The organism is Fusobacteria bacterium ZRK30 (assembly GCA_024628785.1).
GTDB lineage: Bacteria > Fusobacteriota > Fusobacteriia > Fusobacteriales > Fusobacteriaceae > Psychrilyobacter.
In genome coordinates this window covers 1,762,764-1,782,854 of the sequence record CP102405.1, presented here as the reverse complement: position 1 = coordinate 1,782,854, position 20,091 = coordinate 1,762,764, and the positions used below count along the sequence as shown (strand labels likewise).

General features: G+C 29.6%; 21 protein-coding genes and 1 pseudogene. 17 read left to right on the top strand and 5 right to left on the bottom strand.

Features of this window, described 5'->3' with window-relative positions:
• Window positions 1-71 precede the first annotated feature (71 nt).
• A complete protein-coding gene (locus NRK67_13720; protein ID UUV18337.1) occupies window positions 72-1,274 on the top strand; it encodes a putative manganese transporter in 1,203 nt (400 codons plus the stop codon).
• A gap of 236 nt (window positions 1,275-1,510) precedes the next feature.
• The gene (locus NRK67_13715) at window positions 1,511-2,074 is read left to right on the top strand and encodes an N-acetyltransferase (protein UUV18336.1); all 564 of its coding nucleotides are present in this window, start codon (window positions 1,511-1,513) and stop codon (window positions 2,072-2,074) included.
• A 76-nt stretch (window positions 2,075-2,150) separates the two neighbouring features.
• Here the strand turns inward: NRK67_13715 and NRK67_13710 are convergent, their stop codons facing one another.
• Window positions 2,151-2,351: a cold-shock protein gene (locus tag NRK67_13710; protein UUV18335.1), complete on the bottom strand. Its 201-nt coding sequence runs from the start codon at window positions 2,349-2,351 to the stop codon at window positions 2,151-2,153.
• 317 nt (window positions 2,352-2,668) lie between these two features.
• Here NRK67_13710 and NRK67_13705 point away from each other — a divergent pair, with 317 nt between their 5' ends.
• On the top strand, window positions 2,669-3,001 hold the full coding sequence (locus NRK67_13705) for a hypothetical protein (protein UUV18334.1): 333 nt from the start codon (window positions 2,669-2,671) through the stop codon (window positions 2,999-3,001).
• Between the two features lie 292 nt (window positions 3,002-3,293).
• Window positions 3,294-3,764: a nucleotidyltransferase family protein gene (locus NRK67_13700; protein ID UUV18333.1), complete on the top strand. Its 471-nt coding sequence runs from the start codon at window positions 3,294-3,296 to the stop codon at window positions 3,762-3,764.
• 194 nt (window positions 3,765-3,958) lie between these two features.
• Here NRK67_13700 and NRK67_13695 read toward each other — a convergent pair whose 3' ends face one another.
• Window positions 3,959-4,618, bottom strand: coding sequence for a hypothetical protein (locus tag NRK67_13695; GenBank protein UUV18332.1), 660 nt, complete (start codon window positions 4,616-4,618; stop codon window positions 3,959-3,961).
• Window positions 4,619-4,676: 58 nt separating this feature from the next.
• Window positions 4,677-5,078: a pyridoxamine 5'-phosphate oxidase family protein gene (locus tag NRK67_13690; GenBank protein ID UUV18331.1), complete on the bottom strand. Its 402-nt coding sequence runs from the start codon at window positions 5,076-5,078 to the stop codon at window positions 4,677-4,679.
• Window positions 5,079-5,421: 343 nt separating this feature from the next.
• Between NRK67_13690 and NRK67_13685 the strand changes: the two genes are divergently transcribed.
• Window positions 5,422-6,084 (top strand): Crp/Fnr family transcriptional regulator, encoded by a 663-nt coding sequence (locus NRK67_13685; protein ID UUV18330.1) that lies wholly within the window; start codon window positions 5,422-5,424, stop codon window positions 6,082-6,084.
• Between the two features lie 151 nt (window positions 6,085-6,235).
• Window positions 6,236-6,556: a (2Fe-2S)-binding protein gene (locus NRK67_13680; protein ID UUV18329.1), complete on the top strand. Its 321-nt coding sequence runs from the start codon at window positions 6,236-6,238 to the stop codon at window positions 6,554-6,556.
• Window positions 6,557-6,644: 88 nt separating this feature from the next.
• Here the strand turns inward: NRK67_13680 and NRK67_13675 are convergent, their stop codons facing one another.
• On the bottom strand, window positions 6,645-8,216 hold the full coding sequence (locus NRK67_13675) for an ABC transporter substrate-binding protein (protein ID UUV19942.1): 1,572 nt from the start codon (window positions 8,214-8,216) through the stop codon (window positions 6,645-6,647).
• Between the two features lie 570 nt (window positions 8,217-8,786).
• On the opposite strand from NRK67_13675, the gene NRK67_13670 reads away from it, so the two are divergent.
• Window positions 8,787-9,014 carry an SHOCT domain-containing protein gene (locus NRK67_13670; protein UUV18328.1) on the top strand — a complete coding sequence of 76 codons (228 nt, stop codon included), beginning with the start codon at window positions 8,787-8,789 and terminating at the stop codon, window positions 9,012-9,014.
• Between the two features lie 25 nt (window positions 9,015-9,039).
• Entirely contained in the window at window positions 9,040-9,387 is a 348-nt protein-coding gene (locus tag NRK67_13665) for a heavy-metal-associated domain-containing protein (GenBank protein ID UUV18327.1), read from the top strand.
• Window positions 9,388-9,947: 560 nt separating this feature from the next.
• On the opposite strand, the pseudogene NRK67_13660 reads toward NRK67_13665, so the two are convergent.
• Window positions 9,948-11,166, bottom strand: a pseudogene (locus tag NRK67_13660) (IS256 family transposase).
• Between the two features lie 285 nt (window positions 11,167-11,451).
• On the opposite strand from NRK67_13660, the gene NRK67_13655 reads away from it, so the two are divergent.
• The 9 genes from NRK67_13655 (at window position 11,452) to cas5 (ending at window position 19,599) form a co-directional block, all read left to right on the top strand.
• A complete protein-coding gene (locus tag NRK67_13655) occupies window positions 11,452-12,426 on the top strand; it encodes a GGDEF domain-containing protein (GenBank protein ID UUV18326.1) in 975 nt (324 codons plus the stop codon).
• Between the two features lie 288 nt (window positions 12,427-12,714).
• A complete protein-coding gene (locus NRK67_13650) occupies window positions 12,715-13,302 on the top strand; it encodes a GNAT family N-acetyltransferase (protein ID UUV18325.1) in 588 nt (195 codons plus the stop codon).
• Window positions 13,303-13,408: 106 nt separating this feature from the next.
• Complete coding sequence (locus NRK67_13645; GenBank protein UUV18324.1) at window positions 13,409-13,957, top strand: IS30 family transposase; 549 nt, start codon at window positions 13,409-13,411, stop codon at window positions 13,955-13,957.
• Window positions 13,954-14,370 (top strand): IS30 family transposase, encoded by a 417-nt coding sequence (locus NRK67_13640; protein UUV18323.1) that lies wholly within the window; start codon window positions 13,954-13,956, stop codon window positions 14,368-14,370. The genes NRK67_13645 and NRK67_13640 overlap by 4 nt, the downstream gene beginning before the upstream one ends.
• Window positions 14,371-14,884: 514 nt before the next feature.
• The gene (locus NRK67_13635; protein ID UUV18322.1) at window positions 14,885-15,046 is read left to right on the top strand and encodes a hypothetical protein; all 162 of its coding nucleotides are present in this window, start codon (window positions 14,885-14,887) and stop codon (window positions 15,044-15,046) included.
• A 497-nt stretch (window positions 15,047-15,543) separates the two neighbouring features.
• The gene (gene cas6 / locus NRK67_13630) at window positions 15,544-16,251 is read left to right on the top strand and encodes a CRISPR-associated endoribonuclease Cas6 (GenBank protein UUV18321.1); all 708 of its coding nucleotides are present in this window, start codon (window positions 15,544-15,546) and stop codon (window positions 16,249-16,251) included.
• 8 nt (window positions 16,252-16,259) lie between these two features.
• Complete coding sequence (gene cas8a1, locus NRK67_13625) at window positions 16,260-17,600, top strand: type I CRISPR-associated protein Cas8a1/Csx8 (GenBank protein UUV18320.1); 1,341 nt, start codon at window positions 16,260-16,262, stop codon at window positions 17,598-17,600.
• On the top strand, window positions 17,597-18,496 hold the full coding sequence (gene cas7i / locus NRK67_13620) for a type I-B CRISPR-associated protein Cas7/Cst2/DevR (GenBank protein ID UUV19941.1): 900 nt from the start codon (window positions 17,597-17,599) through the stop codon (window positions 18,494-18,496). Before cas8a1 ends, cas7i begins: the two co-directional genes overlap by 4 nt.
• Before the next feature lie 2 nt (window positions 18,497-18,498).
• A complete protein-coding gene (cas5, locus tag NRK67_13615; GenBank protein UUV18319.1) occupies window positions 18,499-19,599 on the top strand; it encodes a CRISPR-associated protein Cas5 in 1,101 nt (366 codons plus the stop codon).
• The last annotated feature ends 492 nt before the right edge of the window (window positions 19,600-20,091 follow it).

Here is a 20,091-nt window from a genome sequence, read left to right as displayed (position 1 = left end):
TTTCAAAAGTGGTAATCTATGTTGAGCAATATCTTTTAAAGATATTAATAAATAAAAAAAGGAGTAAAATTATGAATATAAAAAATATATTTTATGAAACAGCAGTAGGTTCATTTATAGAGGTTGGGACATTTGTAGCAATACCTCTGTTAATTTTAGGCTATATTAATTTCAAAACCGAGGGCAGACTCATCGATAAAATGGAAAAAAATAAAAAAGTTCAGGTACTTTTAGGAGCTTTTCTGGGGATGACACCAGGGTGTGGAGGAGCTATAATGGTCATGCCTCTCTACCACTTAGGAAAGGTAACTTTTGGAACTATAGTGGCGACCCTTATAGCTACAATGGGAGATGCAGCTTTTTTATTGTTGGTAAAGTCTCCTAAAATATTTGCTGCTGTATCTATAATTTCATTTATAGTGGCTATAGTAACAGGTTATATTATTGATTATTTTGGGATAGGGAAAAATATACTTAAAAAACCCAAGACAAAATATGAACTGGAAAAAGAACATAAGATGTTTAGAAAGGAACCGACAGAATTTGAATTAAATGCAGAAAATAAAATTTATACATTCAAACATCTGGGCCATGAAGAGGGAGATGCTGTAGATATAGCTCTTCATCACGGGAAGAGTATGGAAGGAACCTTTCATAAATTCAGACATACTCTGGGATATAAAATCTTTTGGACTTTAATTATTTTTTCATTTCCCCTGGCAGTTTTAAACCTATTGCAAAAAGATGTAGATACCATTTTTTTTATAAAGGATTTAAGTGTTTTAGGTTTTATAGGGACTATATTCTCAGTGATCTATACTATTATCAGTAAAAAAATCATATCCGATGAAAATCATGCTGAAGTAGAGAGTAAGATGAATTCTTTCAAAGAAACACTTATACACAATGCAGAAGAAACAGCTTTTGTTATTATGTGGGTATTTATAGCCCTTTTTTCCTATGAAGTTTTGGTTGCATCTGTAGGAGGGGAAACTGTTGTTACCAATTTTATGAGCCAGCCAGGTTTTATAGTTATCCTTGCAGCTGTTCTCATAGGTATAATTCCAGGATGCGGTCCACAGGTTATATTAACGACACTTTTTATAAACGGAGTTATACCATTTTCTGCTCTTATGGCCAATGCCATATGTAATGATGGGGATGCACTTTTTCCATTATTGGCTATCGACCGGAAATCTGCCATTATAACTACATTTTATAATGTGATTCCAGCTTTAATAGTGGGATCTATACTCTATATTTTAGGGTTCTAGAGAGTAAAATTTAGATGCAGTTTTAACAGGAAAAAAGTAATTTATTTTTTGACATAACTATGTTATTATGTCCCTATAAAGTAGCTTTATAGAGTACTTTAAATAAATCGTAAGAATTACAGGGTCTGACTATATTTTAAGGGACTTGGTGAATTCAAGGAGTGGAACTATGTTTGTATTAAGAAGTAATTTTGGAGAAAGAAACAGATAAAAATAAGAATTAAAGGAGAACTAAATTGAATATAGAAATTAGAGAAACAACTAAATTTGATTATGAGGATATAATAAAGGTTAATAGAGATGCATTTGAGAATTATGGGGAAGAGGAGATAGTAACTTTAGTTACCGACCTTTTAGAGGATGAAACTGCAAAACCTATAATATCATTGCTTGCATTTGTTGATGAGAAACCTGTTGGGCATATAATTTTTTCAAAATCTAAAATAGAGAATGATAAAAATAACTTATCGACTTATATTCTGGCACCTATGGGAATTATTAAGGAATACCAAAAATTAGGAATTGGCGGAAAACTTATAGATGAAGGGATAAAAAGATTAAAAGAACTAAAAACAGATATTGTTTTTGTTTTAGGACATTTAGATTTTTACCCTAGATACGGATTTATAAAAAATGCCATAAAAGAGATAGGGTATAAACCAACTTATGATATCCCGGAAGAACACTATGATGCGTGGATGTATATGCCGTTAATGTCAATGGAAGAAATCAAGCAAAATCCAGGTAGGGTAATTTGCGCTAATACTATGAACAAAATGGAATATTGGGTTGAAGAGTAGCATTTAATATCTAAAAACAGCAAATAAAAAAGAGGTTGAAACTTCAACCTCTTTTAATATTTAAAATTTTACATAATTATACAGTTTCTATGTTTGAAGCTTGAGGGCCTTTATCACTTTGAGTAATTTCGAAAGTTACTTCCGCTCCCTCGTTTAAAGTTTTAAATCCTTCTTTTTTGATCTGTGAAAAATGTGCGAAGTAATCGTTCCCGTCTTCTGCTGAAATAAATCCAAATCCTTTCTCGTCGTTAAACCATTTAACTGTTCCTTTTAACATATATATATTCCTCCGTAAAATTTTAATACAGATAAGTTTTTCTTGAAAATTCATATAACTCTGACCCATTTCAAGGGTTTCTTAACTAATGAAGCTCTTGTCTTACTCTCTGTTACTATTAAATAGTATCATAATCGTTACAAAAAGTAAAGTTTTATCTTAATATCTTTAAAAGGCAGGGAGATAAAGGAATCTATTTTTTACAAGGATAAAAGTAAGATCCTTATTTTTTTTTATTTAAAAATTGACTTCTTAAAAATTAAAAGATAATATTAACCTTGAGTAAAACTTAAAAATTAATTAAAAAAGGAGAAAATATGAAAAAGAAAATGATCTGGTGTTCTTTACTATTATTGGTTTTATTGAAAATATTTGCACTATATAAAGGGATAAAATTTGGAATTATTCCTAAAAGTTATGATATTGTCACATTTTTAATGATCGCTCTTGGAACGTATATACTTTATTTATTGAATAAAATTGGGAAAAAAAAGAGAGGTTTATATAGTAATTTTTTAACAGGGTGTATCATTGGAATGGATGGTTTTAGTGAAGGTTCCTTGGAGAAAATATTACATACCTTAGGGATGATCAGTTTATTAATACTTATAGTAAGTTTTTATAGTTTAAAAAAAGTCACGATAAGTTGATAGTCTGGAATAGTCATTCTACATAAAAAAATTATAAATACATTTCAATTAAGTTCTAAATTTTTTTATAACTTTAATTTTAAAGAGCAATAAAAAAATAAAGTTAAGGCTCTTTCGAGAGCCTTTTTATTTGGTATACTACTGTGAAATATCAACTCACTGTTTCAATTTACATATTATCTTACGGGGACACTTTAAATTTTAATTTATAACTTTTTATTTATTTCATTGCATTTTAAAATAGAATAAAGTTATAATAAATCTACTATATAACTTTATTTAGAGGTGGGAAATGAGTAATAGATTGAAATTTATTTTGAAAAAAATTGCTGAACTGTTGAATGATCAAAATATTACCTGGGCTGTAGGAGCATCGGTAATGTTAAATTATTATGGGATAATTCAGGGACCCGGGGACATCGATATTTTAGTCGAATTAAAAGATATCCATAAATTAGATAATATTTTATCCGAAATAGGCGAAAAACAGGAAAAGCTTCCCAATAAAATCTATAAAACCAGATATTTTTATGAATATATTATCGATGGAATAGAGATAGATGTTATGGCAGGACTATGTATTTGTTTTGATAACCGAGACCATTCATTTGATTTCACCAAAGATTCAATTGGAGATTTTATGGAGATCGACAATATAAAAGTTCCTCTATCTAAACTGACCGACTGGTATGACATCTATAAATTACTGCCTGGTAGGGAGGAGAAGGTCAGCCTGATAGAAGAGTATATGAGGAATCATTAAATATGAACTATAAATTTTAGAGACTCAGAATAGTCTAGACTACAGTAGTTAAAAAAAGATCCTAAAAAATTAGGATCTTTTTTTTGCCATGGAACTTTGAAATTACCATTGTAATTCAGCATTTATTTATAGAAAATATTGATGTATATGCTGTTATTCCTCAAAAATAATTCTCAACAGTATCTTTGGTATAGTTATTTTTTAGTAATATTTGTCATTTTCAAAAACGAAAATGATTCTTTCCGCCGACATTTTTCACTGTCCACTTCTAATGCGGATTTTGAGAATTTGGTTATAAATATTTTTTTCAAAAGTTTTGAAACTATAACCATTTTAATCTTTTGGAAAGTTGATCTTTTATCTATTTGAACATGTCCTTTGACATAAGAGTCCATTAAGTTCCAAACACCTTTATAAATATTCTGATACAACTGATGCATTTCTTTTTCGTCAGATTTAGGCTGTTCTTTTTCATTATACATATAAAAATTACTTGGGGCTAAAAATGCTCTTGCTCCTAAAACCTCAAATCCTTTTTTTTCTACAAAGTCTTTTATAGTTAAGTGACCGAATGCTATGCCCCAGCTTTGAGTAACGTATGTTATGAAATTTGCTTTAGGATTATTATTTTTGTTGATATTTTTTTCAATAAATTCATACATATTATATGAAGAAGTTTTAGTATAGCTTGGTGTTCCTGCAATAAATAAATCATAATCCTTAAGTTTTTCTTTGTACTTAGCGATATCGATCATATCAACTTGATAATTGATAGTTTCTAAATATGCCTTAAATACCTCCCCAACTCTAAATGTGTTACCTGTACCTGAAAAATATACAATTGCTGCTTTCATTTTATGACCTCCTTATAAAAGATAACTATTCTTATCATTAATTCAGATGTTTGTGCTTCTAAATTTTTATTTCTTCAATTAGCTCTCCGAATGCTGTGTTTAAAGTTGCTACACCATTATGAATGTAGAAACATTCCATAATAGGATTGTCTGCTGTCTTATAGTGTTGAAGTCCTGTTGGAGTATTATTAAGAACCTCTGTCTTCAATTCTAAGTCATCTATAAATGTAACCTTTCCACTTAACCTAACATACTTGTAATCTCCTCCCATAGAAGAAAACCCGGCCACTCCTTCCTCCTTCAGTTCTTTAAAGACCTTCCTATCATTTGATGTAATAAAGTAAAATATACCTTCTTTTTCGTAAGCAAATGTAAAAGGTCTAAGTTCTGGTTTTCTATCCCTTAAAGTTGCTAATTGTCCTACCTTGTTTTTATTTAAATAATCAAGTAACTTACTCATTATATTGCCTCCTGTATAAAATTATTTAACTCATTCCATGGATTATAGTAATAATTATATTGTTATGTTACTTTAATTACAAGTACTATAATTAAAAGTATATACTCCTAAAAAACGGAGTAATGTGAATATAAAGGGGTTAAGAGGGGTGATGAATAAATGTTTTTTACAGGTTCAATGTAATGTCAGAATAATATATAAATAATTTAAGAGAAATGGTAGCTGTTATACTTCAGATTTTATCAATTTAAAAGTTCTAATATATATAGAAAATCTTATTTCTAGAAGACCGATCTTGATTAAAATGATATGATCATGATATGATTTTTTCGAGGTGGGATAGATGACAAATTCAGAAATATTGCATGAACTGGGATTGGATAAACTTATAGATACTAACTTTGAAACTTTTATGGATGTTATAAATATGAAAAAAAGAGATACAATTTATTATAGCCAGGATAAAGAGATGACAGCCATATATGTACTTAAAGGAAAGGTTCAATATGTAGTATATGGTCCAGAAGGAGGAGAATTTTATATAGATTACTTTCCAGGAGATCTGGCAGGGATTGGTGCTACACTTTCTCATCAAATTAAAGGTAAAATGAACAGAAGTTTTGAAGCTGATCTTGTGGCAAGAGAAGATTCGATTATAGTTACCCTTCCTTTTGAAAAAATGTTTGATATGAAATTTCAAGGGAAAGAAGAAACTTTAAAAAACTTCATATTTTTATTTGCTGAAGAACATTTTCAAGTCTCCGAATATTTTTTTCATAAATCATTATATTCAGAAGAAAGTTTTTTTATAAAAACTATGGAAAAACATAAGGTCATAAATAAAACAACAAGAGAACTTTCAGAGATGCTGAATATAAATCTTAGAACTTTCCAGAGAATAATTAAAAATCTTCAGAAAGCAGAGGTAATAGTAAAAGAAAATAAAAAAATATCAATAGGAAAAAAAGATAAAGTAGATAAATATAAAAGAAAAATTGAAAGATAAGGGAGCCTTTAGCTCCTTTATTTTTTTATAAAGCTCAAATATTATTTTTTATTTTAGATATAGATTTTACGTCAAATGACGTGGTAAAAAAAAGTGAATATAGGTATAATTAAGTCCTTAACTTAGGAACATTATGATATGAGGAGGAAAAATGGCTGAAAATATAATTATTTGTAAGTGCAAAAATGTTGACTACATAACAATAAGAAAGGCGATGATTGCAGGTGCTCGAACTTTAGATGAAATAAAAGAAATGACTGGTGCTGCAACTAAATGCGGTGGGTGTGCAGGTGAAATAGAAAAGATCTTAAAGTCAGTATGCGGATGCAACAATGTATCACTTGAAGATGTTGTCAGTGCTGTTAAAAACGGTGATGATACAATAGAAAAAATCGAGGAAGTGACTCATGCAGGAAAAGGCTGTCAAAGATGCAAAGCTCTTGTACAAAATGTAATAGATTTAGGACGATAGTAAAAAACACCTTCAAATTTTGAAGGTGTTTTTTTTGTTATATTTAGATAGAGTTTAAACTCTTTATCTGTCCTATGCGATTTAAAAATTAATTGCTTTTAAATTTAGCTTTAACTATAGCATAGGGGAAACTCCACATAGGAGTAGTATCAAAATCAGTTATATCATCTGCATAAGTATCAAAGTACAAGCTTGAAAATGTAGGTAACAAAGGAATTTCTTCATTCATGACTTTCATATAATCCCTGAACGCTTTTTTATACTGCTGGTCTCCCTCTTTAGTAGATGGATTAGCAATTCTCATCCTATTTAGAATCTCTTCATTTATAGGGAATCTTGTTACATTACTTGTAACTCCGCTACCGTATGGTATTATATAACTTTTTCTATAAAAATTATAATCTGTCTTAGTTGCAAAGTTTGTAGATGTAGCAAATACGTGGTATCTTCTCTCTGATAATGGAGCGCTGCCATATAGACACTTAGCTAGAACTGACCAGTCCATAGAATCCATATTGATTTTTATTCCAAATTCTTTCTGTACTTCCTTAGTGAATATAAGATTATAAGCGTCTACCACTCCGGCAGTTAAAGCCATGTTGATCTCTAATGGTTTACCTTCCCATAAATACTTACCACTTACTTTGGTTAACTTAGCGTATTCACCATTTGTTTTATTAGCTGCCTGATCTAAATATTTATGAGCTTCTTTAATATTAGCTTGTTCATCCCACTTACCGTCAGTATCTAATATATCATAATCAGTATATGTTCTTGATAATCTACTTTCTGTTCCTATTTTTTCATCATCATCGTACATCATCCACATACTTCTAGAATACGGTGCATTAGCCATTAACCCATTTTTACCAACAATAATGTTCTTATACTTAATTCTGTCGAAACTGTAAGCAATAGCCTTTCTGACTTCCTCTAATTGAACTGGACCGAAATCTGTATGGAATGTAAGCTGACCGGTTCCATGTCTATAATATCTGTTTGTCTGTAATGTATCTTGACCTAAAACAGCGTCTACATCTTCTTCTTTTGATATCCCTGTTGCAATATCTATTTCTCCTGTAATTAACTGTGTAAGCTTAGTTTCAGTTGGAGTATTTTGTAATATAATTTCTTTAATGCTAGGTTTATCTCCCTCGTAGTTACCCTGGTAATTTTTGTTGATAGATAACTTTACATATTGAGAAGGGACAAATTTGTCTATCTTATAAGGACCATATCCTATTGGAGAAGACATATTAGCCTTCACCCATTGCTGGGGAGTTACCCCTTCTTTTTCAGAATTTTTAATGATGGTATTTGAATCTAAAACAAAATACTCAAACGTGGAATCCACCATGTATATAACTTTCTTCAGATGGAATTTTATTGTATTTGCTGCTTCATTCACTTCAACTTTATCCATAAACTCATTTAGATCATCTGTAGCTCCTGTAGAATTTAGAGCTTTTTCATCCATATAGAAATCATATGTGAACTTAACATCTTTAACAGTCAATGGATTTCCATTTGAAAATTTCATTCCATCTTTTATTTTAAACGTCCAGATATCTTCACTTCTCTTAGATGGATCTGACTTCGTAGTAACTAAACTATCAACCCACTTTGATTTAACTAATTTACCAGTAGGAGTCTTAGTCATCAATCCTTCTCCCCCCCTTATATTTCCATTTGATACTACATATATACAATATTAAATTAAAAAATCAAAATATTTTCTAATGTACTTCTAATAAAATTTTAATATAAAACTAGAAATTATCTCAGGCTTAATGATATCCAAATCAGTGTAAAAAAAGTTTAGTTTATTTAATTAATTTAGATAATTTAGGTTATCTTTTGAATTTATTGAATCGGTGATATAATTTGTAATTATTCAAATAAAAATGATAAAAGAGGTGATTTTCTTGGAGAAGAAAAAAATAAAATGCTTAAAATGCAAAAAAGAATTTATAACGGAAGTGGATTCAAAAGGGATTCCGTATAAAAAAATATGTTCAAACTGTAAACAACACAATAAAAAATATGGACGAGGATTAAGTGGAGCCGTTTAATATTTCTTCACAGAGTTTTCACACAACTATTTTATACTGATTCAGTAAAGAGTATTGGTTTTTGTATAATTAAAATAACTTTACTGATATTGGTGATTCTAAAAATTTTCAATGGAGAAGGTATTTAGAGTCGGGATAAAAACTTAGGAGATGATTTGATGCTGTGGTATAGAGATGGATATGGTTGTAATGTTTTTGGGGATGGAATGTTTGGCAGTATGGTGTTAGCTGCTGCTATGGGGGTAATTCTACTTCTAATAATATCGACCATCTTAAAAAAAATTAAGGTCCATGAAAAAGAATCAATTAAAATTTTAAAAAGAAGGTATTCTAAAGGTGAGATGAACAGGGAAGAATATAATGAAATGAAAAAAGATATTAAATAATTTTTAAAATAACAGGAGGGCCTAGATGAAAAAAATATTAATTGAAGGTATGATGTCTACTCAGTGTGTAGCTATTATTGAAAATAAATTAAAAAATTTAGAGGGGATAGGGGAAGTTAAAGTAGCATTAGAAACCAATGAAGTTTTTATAGATGGAGATATTTCTGACGATGTTTTAAAAATAGCTGTTGAAAGTGAAGGATATAAAATAATAGATATAAAGGAAGTAAATCGTGTAAAATCTAAATCTGCAAATACTTCTGCTAAAAAAGGATTTTTTTCTAAATTAATAGATAAAATAGGAAATTCAAATGAAAATACTTTTGGTGAAGGTAACCTTGACTGCTGTGATCTCAATAAAAAAGATCAATAAGTTGCTAATCCTATAAAAATTATAGAGGAGGTATATATATGTTTGTATTATTTATGATTTTATTATTTATGATGTATCCACCTGTCCAAGAAGACAAAAAAATACTGGTAGTGGCTAGTGATCTATTATAAATTTTAAAGATTAAGATATGTTAGAGATGAAATAACTGAAGAAGGATATTATTGGATTAAAAAAATTTAGTAAATTAATAAAAGTAGCTCCCCTAGACTAGACCTAAAAAAGTGTCATTGTTTAGGGGTTATTTTAGTGATAGACTAAATAACTTTACAATTTCAATATTATAAAGAAAATCCTAAAAAAAAATTTTCTTTAAAGAATTTAATCGACGAAGAAATAAAATAAAATAAAGTATAAGACTAGTTATAGACTATTCTGTTGAAATGAGGGTGTCCAGAAAAGTCTGCAAATAGAAAAATAGTTCCTCTAGTAATTTTAATACGATAAAAATTTATGAGTTTTCATTAATTCAAGTATAGGTTTAAAATTTTAGCATGTCAAGCAAGCCTTTAAAAAAAGGCTTCTTGGCATATTTTTTTACTTTATTCTGGAACTCTATCAGCATACATTATTGATAGTTCACCATAGACCTTGCCCCAATTTCTAAGGGGAAATGCCCATTTTTTAGTAGCTATTTGAGTTGCTAGATACAATGCTTTAAGTAGAGCAGTATCTGAAGGGAAAACGCTTCTTTGACGATTCAGGCGCTTGTAAGTACTATTTAAGCTTAGTAGTGTAAATTACCTTTCTTACTTCTGAAGAAAATTTAAAAATTGGCGTTAATACATCCCAATTGCTGTTCCAGCTCTTCATGGAGTTAGGATAAGATTTATTCCACTTCTCTGTAACTTCAACCATTAATTCATACCCTCTCTCTTCAGAAGGAGATGTATAGATTCCTTTGAGGTCTTTCGCGTACTCTTTTCTGTCTTTATACGATACATATTTAAGAGTATTTCTAACTTGATGCACAATACATCTTTGATATTCTGTCTCTGGAAAGGCAACTGAGATGCTTTCTTTTATCCCGGATAGTCCATCTGCGCACATTATCAAGATGTCCTTAACCCCTCGATTTTTAAGCTCATTGAGAATACCTAACCAGTATTTACTACTTTCATTCTGTCCAATATATAGCCCTAAAACCTCTTTATAGCCGTCTTGATTTATCCCTAAGACAACATAGGCTGCTAACTTTCTGATAATTTTATCATCTCTAACAGAGAAGTGAACCGCATCGATAAAAACAATGGGGTACAGAGTACTCAAGGGTCTATTCTGCCATTCCATAATATCAGGTAATATTTTGTTTGTAACATTAGAAACAAAACTTTGACTAACTTCAAACCCATAAATATCTTCAATTTGTTCAGAGATTTGATTAGTAGTAAGGCCACGCGCATACATAGCAATGATTTTTTCATCAATTTGTGATATTTCTTTTTGTCTCTTTGGAACAATTTTAGGTTCAAAAGAGCTTTCACGATCTTGAGGAACAGATAAATTCAACTCACTATAGTGCCCTCGAACTTTTTTGTTTTTATACCCACTTCTAGAATTTAAAGACTCGCTTCTCTGGCCTCTTTCATAACCTAAATGTTCTTCCATTTCAGCTTCCATGATATTTTTAATAGTTCCACCTAAAAGATCTTTCAAAGCTTCCTGAATATCTTCAGTAGTTTTAATATCATATTCATTCAATAAGCCAGCAATAATTTGTTTTTCCCCATCAGATAAATCATTTCGTTTTCTTTTTGCCATAAAAAATAGCCTCCTTTAGTAATATTATTACCACAGGAAACTACTTCTTCATATTTTATTTACAGACTTTTTTGGATAGTCCCGAATACTCTGATTACTAATTATATTTTTATCAGCTATATCTGTACCTTAATAATTATTCAGCTGTAGATTTCTTACGGACGAACCTTTAAATGTCTTAAATTCTTTGTAATTGACTTTATATTTCAATCAATTGGATTAACATTAGCTGTTTTTACAAAGACACTTCATCCTGTAATTTCAATAATCCTCCCAAATTTCTTAATGTTTTCAGGTATATTTTTCTTTTTATTTGGAATGGCTTGTTTTCTGGATATAAATGTCAATAAAAAACCATATTATATCTATATAGGAGGATTTACGACAATATATGCCTATTATACAGTTATCAGTCCAGATGTAACAATTAGAATTATTTTATTTTCAGCACTTACTATTCCATTTTTTTGCAATGCTGTATATTGGATATTTTTTAAATCATACTATAAATTACGTAAATATGCTTTAGGTGTAGGCTATATCTGTATTTTTTTTATAATAATTAATATTTTAAGAATATTTTTCGCCATTACTGGCGGCGCAGTATTGAATTATTTTTATACGCCTATATTGGATACATTTTTTGTGATGTTGAGTGAAGGGCTGACAGTATTGCTTGCTTTTTTATTGGAATTAATGATTATTAATAATTTGTTTGACCAGGCAGATGAAGCAGCTGCTGAAAGAGAGAGTCTTCTTAAAACAACTAAGCTGATGGCTGTAACTGATTCATTGACAGGTATCTATAATAGAAGAAAGATAGAAGAAATCCTCACGAGTAAAATAGAAAAATTTCAATATTCTAAGGTGCCCTTTTCAGTTCTGCTGGCAGATATAGATCATTTTAAAAAAATAAATGACACCTATGGTCACCAGATAGGAGATTTAGCACTTATAGACGTAACCCAGATATTGGAAAAAAATATAAGAAGTTCAGATTATCTTGGCCGCTGGGGTGGAGAAGAATTTTTGATTATACTACCAAATATAAAGCTGAGAAAGGTATTAGAAACTGCTGAAAGACTTAGAATGACTATGATGGAATATGAAGCAGATTATTTAAAAAGCAGAGATCGAATTACTCTGAGTATAGGTGTAATAGAAAGTGCACAAGATATAGACATTAAAAATATTGTTAAAGGTGTGGATGAGCTTCTTTACAGAGCTAAAAATAACGGAAGAAATCGAATAGAGTTTTAATATTTCTATTTCATACTTTTGATGTTTATTATCAAAAGTATGAAATATGTCTTACAAAAGAAATAGTAGAAGTGCAATAAAAAACCAGAGATATTTATCTCTGGTTTTTTATTTAGAACTATTTTCTATAAAATTGGGAGAAATTAGAACTTTTAATTAAAAGAAAATAAAGATAGATTTAAAAAATTGATTTTAGTATTCTTTTAAAGCATACTTGAATTACAGGTTGATGATCTAAAAATAGTAGAGATCAAACTCAAAGAAAATCATAAAAGTTGGGAGGCAATTATGAAAATACGAAAAGCAACGCCGGAAGATCATTTAAAAGCAGCAGAGCTAATATATCAAGCCAATTTAGACCTGGCACCTTTAATTGTAGGGGAGGATACCAGAGAAAAAACTATTGAAGAACTGGCTAAATTTTTTATTTTAAAGGGCAATTTTCTCAGTTATGAAAATTGTACGATTGCTGAAGTTGATGGAAATGTTGTCGGGTGTATGGTTACTCTGCCCCATGATAGGAGTGAAAAACTCTCCTCTCCTATAATGGATAACCTTATAAATAAATATAAACCCGGAACTCAAGGGTATAAAAAATATATTGAACCTCAATTAGAATTTTCAGAATCTTTTGAAGGAGAATACTATATAGACAGCCTTGCTGTAGAGGAAAATTATCGGAGATATGGTTTAGGAAGAAATTTGATGATCTATGCAGAAAATCTTGCCTTGGACAACTTTTGCAATAAGACGTCCTTACTATGCAGTTACTCAAATGATAAAGCATATAGACTTTATAAAAGTTTGGGGTATAACCATGATATTGATGTAAAAATAAAAGATTTAAAATATAAACACATGGTAAAATTGTTATAAATATTGCTTTTGGAGAACTTGAATTGTATAATTAAATGCAACAAAAAAAATTCATAAATATTTCCTTGGTATAATGTAAGTGCGACCAAACATTAAAGGAGTATTTATGAATCATAAACATTTTACCATTGAAGAAAGAGAAAGTATATTTAAATTTTTAGCGCAAAAAAAATCAATTAGTTTTATTGCAGCTAAATTAAAGAAAAATAGAGTTAGTATTTATAGAGAAATTAATAGAAATTCAGTTGATGGTGAGTACACTCCTAATAAAGCCCAGTTTTTATACAAAAAAAGAAAACAACTTTGTGGAAGAAAGCACAAATTAAGAGATTCGATCCTTTTGGTAGATATTCAAGAAAAGTTAGAATCAGGTTGGAGTCCAGAACAAATATCAGGAAGAGCTAAATTAGACAACCAATATTCTATTTCATTTAAAACAATTTATAGAGCAATATATCTTGATTTTCTTACGGAGAGTGCTAAATACCTTTTAACTAGAAAAGGCAAACAAAAGCCTAGAGGATTGAAAGAAACAAGGGGTAAAATCCCTAATAAAAAGATGATAGAAGAAAGGTCTGAAGAAGCGAATGATAGAAGTGAGATTGGTCATTTTGAAAGCGATACTATCGTTGGCGCAGGAAAAAAGGTGCTATGATGACTTATGTTGATAGGAAATCAAGATATCTTGTAGCGGAGCTAATGATTAATAGAAAATCAGATACTTTTAATGAGGCAACAATAGAGAATTTTAAATATATACCTAAAGAATACATAAAAACATTTACATCGGATAACGGGAAAGAATTCTCTAAATTTAAAGAATTAGAGGAAGCATTAGGTATTAAAGCTTATTTTGCTAACCCTTATCACTCATGGGAGAGAGGAACAAATGAGAATACAAACGATTTATTAAGGAGAACTTTCCCTAAAGGGACTATTTTTAGTAAGATAAAGAGATGTGAATTTTATAAAGCGGTAAACAAAATTAATAATAGACCAAGGAAGTGTTTAAATTGGAAAACCCCAAAAGAAGTATTTTGGGGTGAAATTGAAAAGTGTTGCATTTAATTTGACAACGTAAGATTTATTCAGAACGACATTCCAGACTACAGAGTTAAATTTTATGAAATGAATTTTAAAGAGAAAAAAATATTACAATAAAATTTTATTTTTTCAGGGTCGACAGATAAGGTTCAATAGAGTATACTCTATTGACAAAAAACAAATTTCATATTAATCTAACTAGAGTGGAATCTAAATTGGTAAATAACTCTACCGGCTGGTAATCTAACCAATATGGAATCTAAAGGAAATGATACCGTGAGAGAATGGATACTTAGATATTAATTTAATCAGTGTGGAATGTAAATCCCTTTTATTTCAATAGAATACAGATTCGTCTAAATATTAATCTAATCAAAGTGGAATTTAAATTGTTTTCTTTTAGAATATTACCACAGATAAATTTATTATCAGCTTAGCAGAAATAAAGTGTAAACAGACCCTTGAAAAGGGTGTTTTGTTTATGCTAATCTGTATTAATCTAATCAAAATGGAATGTAAATGTATTATTTTCATTAAAATGACAATTATTAATCTAATCAATGTGGAATGTAAACATATTAAAATCAAGTCTAAAATCAGATTTAATGATAAATTTAATCTAACCAGTATGGAATTTAAATCAAAGACCAGTGATTCAGCCAGATACAGACAAATTATTAATCTAACCAATATGGAGTAAAAACTTTAAAACAACAACAATTGCTGTAATTGAGCTTATATTTATGGACTTTAAATGTCTACTGAGAGATTATTTGTTTCTCCAGTAGACTTTTTTTCTTCTCAGGAAACGTTTCAAAAATACCTCTCAATATTTCTTTTGTTATTGTATCCTGAGATTAGGCCTGTAAATCTAAAAAGTAGTCCAACTATACAAATTAGTTATTATTTTAGGTTAAAATAGCTAAATTTTAATTAAACTTGTGAAAAAATTAAGTTTTTTCAAAGATACTATTGATTAATCTATTTTTTTGAAGTACACTAAGTTTGAAAGGAAAGAAGGTGTACAAAAAAAATAATTTATTGATTATAATGATCCTTTAAATTATTGATTAATCGTGGTTATTTGTGGGAAGAATATCTATTAAAAAGTAAAGAACCTGAGGTTCTTTTTTTTACTTTATAAGAGATATCAATTTTAAAAATTAAGTTTTTTTATTCAATTATAGAGGGGGCACTATGAGGTTTGAAATAAGGTGTAAACTAGAAAAAAAAGTGATTTCTACAGATTATAGAAGGAAAATACTCTCATTTTTTAAAGGATCACTGGAAGAATATAATAGAGATATAAAGAGGGCTATATATGATGATCCAGAGAGGAGAAATTTTACTTTTTCTGTATATCTCCCAGTTGAAAAAATAGAAAAAGACAGGGTGTATCTAAAAAATAATTATATAAAAATATTTTTATCTGTTGAAAATATGATGGAAGCCCTTCATTTTTTAAATGCCTTGATAGGCAGTAAGGGGAAAAAAATTTCTATGGATGAAAATTCATTTGTAGTGGAGAGGATTCATAAGAGACAGGAAAAGGAAGTTGTAAGAGATGAGGCTGTATTTAGGACGTTATCACCTATAGTAATCAGGGAGGTCAGAGAAGGGAAAAATAGCTGGTACCATGATTTTGATAAAAAAGGACTGGAAATTTTAAAGAAAAATACTCTGTATAATTTAAAGGATAAATTTTCTAAATCATCATTGGAAGAATTCGAGATAGTACCTATAAAAACAAAACGTACTGTAGTGAGTTTTTACAGTTCTAAATTTCCTGTAACTCTAGGGAACTTCTATATGAAGGCAGATAAAAAAATATTAAATTATTTATACAAATCGGGATTTGGAAGCAGGTCATCAGCTGGCTTTGGAATGTTGGAACTTATAGAGTAGGGGGGAACATGAAGGAAATTACAGAGGGAGAATTTGATACCCGGGTGTACCCGTCAGATTGGCGTTGGAGTGCAGCCATTGTAGGAGTAAGTAAATATTTAAGGAATTATGATATTCACTATAATCAGACAGATGATTATTTGGAATTTAATATTAAAGAGATAACAGATGAAAAATACCTGCTCTTTGCAGAAAAATATTTTAGAGAATCAATGCATCATAAAAAAGTTGAGGATCTATTGGATACCCCTTGGAATGATGAAAGGGAGGATGAAAGGGTAAAGGCAGTCAATGAAAAATTATCTAAAAATATATCTAGCAATACTATAATGTTAAAAACTTTTAAAGAAATTAAATATAATGGTAAAAATAGTTTGGAGATACTAAAGATTATAGACAGGAACAGACTGCGGTTAATAACTGAGACTTTTAGAGGGGGGAGGAGTTTATATTATAATTTCTGTAATGAAAATAATCTTTTGAAAGAAGACCTCAATTCCTGTAGGATCAGGGGATATTCTATCGATATGCCTAAAAAAGGAAGATCTATAGCTTATATGAGAGATACATCTACTTTTTTGTATTCAGATGATAGAATATTTGATTTTATCCCCTTTGCTTTTTCTAAAACAAGGGAAGCCTTCTTTATAAATAATAATTTTAACCTGGATCAACTTATAAAAACCAATAGCTGGGAGTGCCATGACCAGCCACAAAAAAGTATTAGAAATAATTTATTTAACAGGGATAGCTTTAACTTTATAGATTATGATGTAGAGATCATCTATAAAGTGAGGGAGAAAGATTATTTTGAGACCATCTATGTCAGAGAAAAAGCTCGAAAGATATTTAATCAGATAGATAAAAAACAATTAGATGTTCTAAGAAAACCCTGTAAGGTAAAAAATGAATTTATAAAACTAGAAAAAATTGTAACTGACAGTATTTTAAATGAGATAAAACTGGATGATTTGTTAGATATCTTATTGAAGGAGAGAAATAAAGGGTACTTCATATCACATCTAGTAAAGATAAATGAATTGATCTACAGGGGAGGAAATATGACCGATAAACAAAAGATCGCTTATGGATCTGCTATGCAGATAAGGAAAGCATTGAGAAATAATCCAAGTAAGATAAGAGCGTATGAGCAAAGACTGATAAGTGCTATTACATTGAAAGATTATAACAGAGTATGCGAAATATTATTACATCTTTCTGCTTATACACAGGTCAGTATAGGAGTTGCTGTAGATCTCTTTGAAAATTTTGAAAACAATAAAAATCTGGCATATACATTTATAAATACATTGGGAGAGAAAAAAACTTTTAAAGGGGAGGAGAAATAATGAAAAAAGCATTAACGTTGACGGTAGTTGCTAATATAACGTCAAACTATGGAGAGGGAATGGGAAATATATCCTCCATACAAAAAGTTTTTAGAAATGGAAACACCTATGCTGCCAGAAGCAGGGAAAGTTTAAAAAATTCATTGATGGTACAGAGTGGAATGTACGATGATTTGCAAGTAACTGTAGACGGAGCTACTCAAAAAGAAGTAAGTGAAGAATTAAATGTAAGTAACTGCAGGGCGTTGGAGGGAGGGTATATGAATACATCTGTAGGAGATAAAAAACTTACATATGTAAGGAAAAGTTCATTTTATCTGACAGATGCTGTTGCCTGTGAACCCTTTGTAAATGAAGCAAGATTTCACAATAACCTTCATCTGGCCAGAACATATGGTAAAGCAAATAATATAAAGCTTCAGGATAAGGAAGCTGCTAAAAAAACAGGGCTTATGCCGTATAACTATGAATATGATAAATCCTTAAAGATCTATTCTATTACATTTGATCTTTCCATGATTGGAAAAGATGAAAATTTTGATATAGAAGCCAGCAGAGAGGAGAAAGCACAGAGAGTTAACTCAATGTTAAAAACTGTTGAAAACCTTAATTTAATTGTAAAAGGAAATTTAGATAATGCTGAACCTATATTTGTTGTAGGAGGATTATCGGATAGGATGACCCATCAATTTGAAAATGTTGTGAGAGTAAAAGATGGGAAATTAAAGATAACGAATGATTTAAAGGACAGGATAGCCAGAGGATACAGGGTAGGACTTTTAGAGGGAGATGGTATAGATAATGAGACTGATATAGTCAAAGAATTAGAACCTGTAAGTGTAGCTAAGTTCTTTGATAATTTAAAAGATGAAGTCGATCAATACTATGGAGTGTAATTATGAAAGCTCTGAGATTAGTATTAACTCAAAATAAGGCACACTATAAGAAGGAGGAGACTATAACCAATAAGATGACCTACCCACTTCCTCCTTTTTCAACAGTGATAGGTGCCCTGCATAATGCCTGTAACTTTAAAGAGTATCACCCTATGGATCTATCTATTCAAGGTACTTATTCATCCCTTATAAAACAGCCATACACAGATTATTGTTTTTTAAACTCTGTCATGGATGACCGGGGCATTTTAGTAAAGATGAAAAACAATAACCTTATCTCCACTGCCTTTGATAAGGTGGCAGTAGCTAAAAAAAGTATGGGAAATAGTTTTAGAAAAGGGATTACCATAGAGGTAAAAAACTCTGATTTGTTGGAGGAGTATAGAAACTTAAAAAATTTAAACGATAAAATTTTAAATTTTAAAAAGACCAGAATAGAGAGATTAAAAAGAATATTTAAAGTCAGGAAAAAATCTCTGACAGATAAGAAAAAAAATTTGGGAAAAAAATCATTGAGGTACAAAAATGTAGTTTTGAGGGAGAAAGAGGTTAGAAATAAAGAAAAGAGGATCAATGAAAGGGTAAAAACATTTGAATATAATAACTATACAAGGGAAATTTCAAAATATAATTCTTTGACAACATCAGTCAGATATTATGAAATTTTACACGATGTAAATTTAATAATTCATGTTAAAACAGATGATGAGACACTAAAAGTTATAAGGGAAAACATCTATAGTCTAAAATCCATAGGAAGAAGTGAAGATTTTGTGGATATAAATGAATGTAAGATCGTAGAACTGACTGAAGATTTGTCGGGAGAAGTTATAGATAAATTAGGAGGTTTAACCGGTAAAAATTCTGTATATTTAGATTATAAGAAGATAAAAGAAAATGATATAACATTAAAAAATAGAAATGGAACAAAATATTTTTTAAATAAAGATTATGAAATATGTGGTAATAAAAGGGTATTCAATAAAAAAAGCGTTATTTATACGTCGGAATATGGTATTGGTGAAGATAGTGAAGATATCTATATAGACACCAGAGAGGTAAAAAATGGCGAAAAAGAGAGTTATATTGTTAATTTTATATAGGAAACAGAATATAATTTTAAAAATTCTTATATTAAATTTAACCAGTGTGGAATGTAAATATGATTTTAGCATGTCTTTAGAAATATAATATTAATCTAACCAGCGTGGAAAAAATACTCTTATTTTTTATCTCCTAAAAACTATTTTTATTAGTTGGAAAAATATGGAGCTTAAAAAAATATGGAGGGATACATTTACTCTCTTTTTCTCTGGTTAGAGGAAATGTATAGAAAAAGCTGTGGATATCAGAAACGGCTTTTTCATTTATAAATAAAAGTTGTTGAATTATAATGAAAATTTAAATCTCATTCACTAATGAAAAGAAAAAAACTAAAAAATACGATATACTTTAGATTAATATTTAGGAGTAAGAAAGGAGTGTTTTATGTATAAGATAGTAGTATTTGATATAGATAAAACCCTTACAACAGAGGGGAATATAGTGCGTAAAGTATGTTGAAGAGTGTAAAATTATTAAAATAAAGAGGAGTG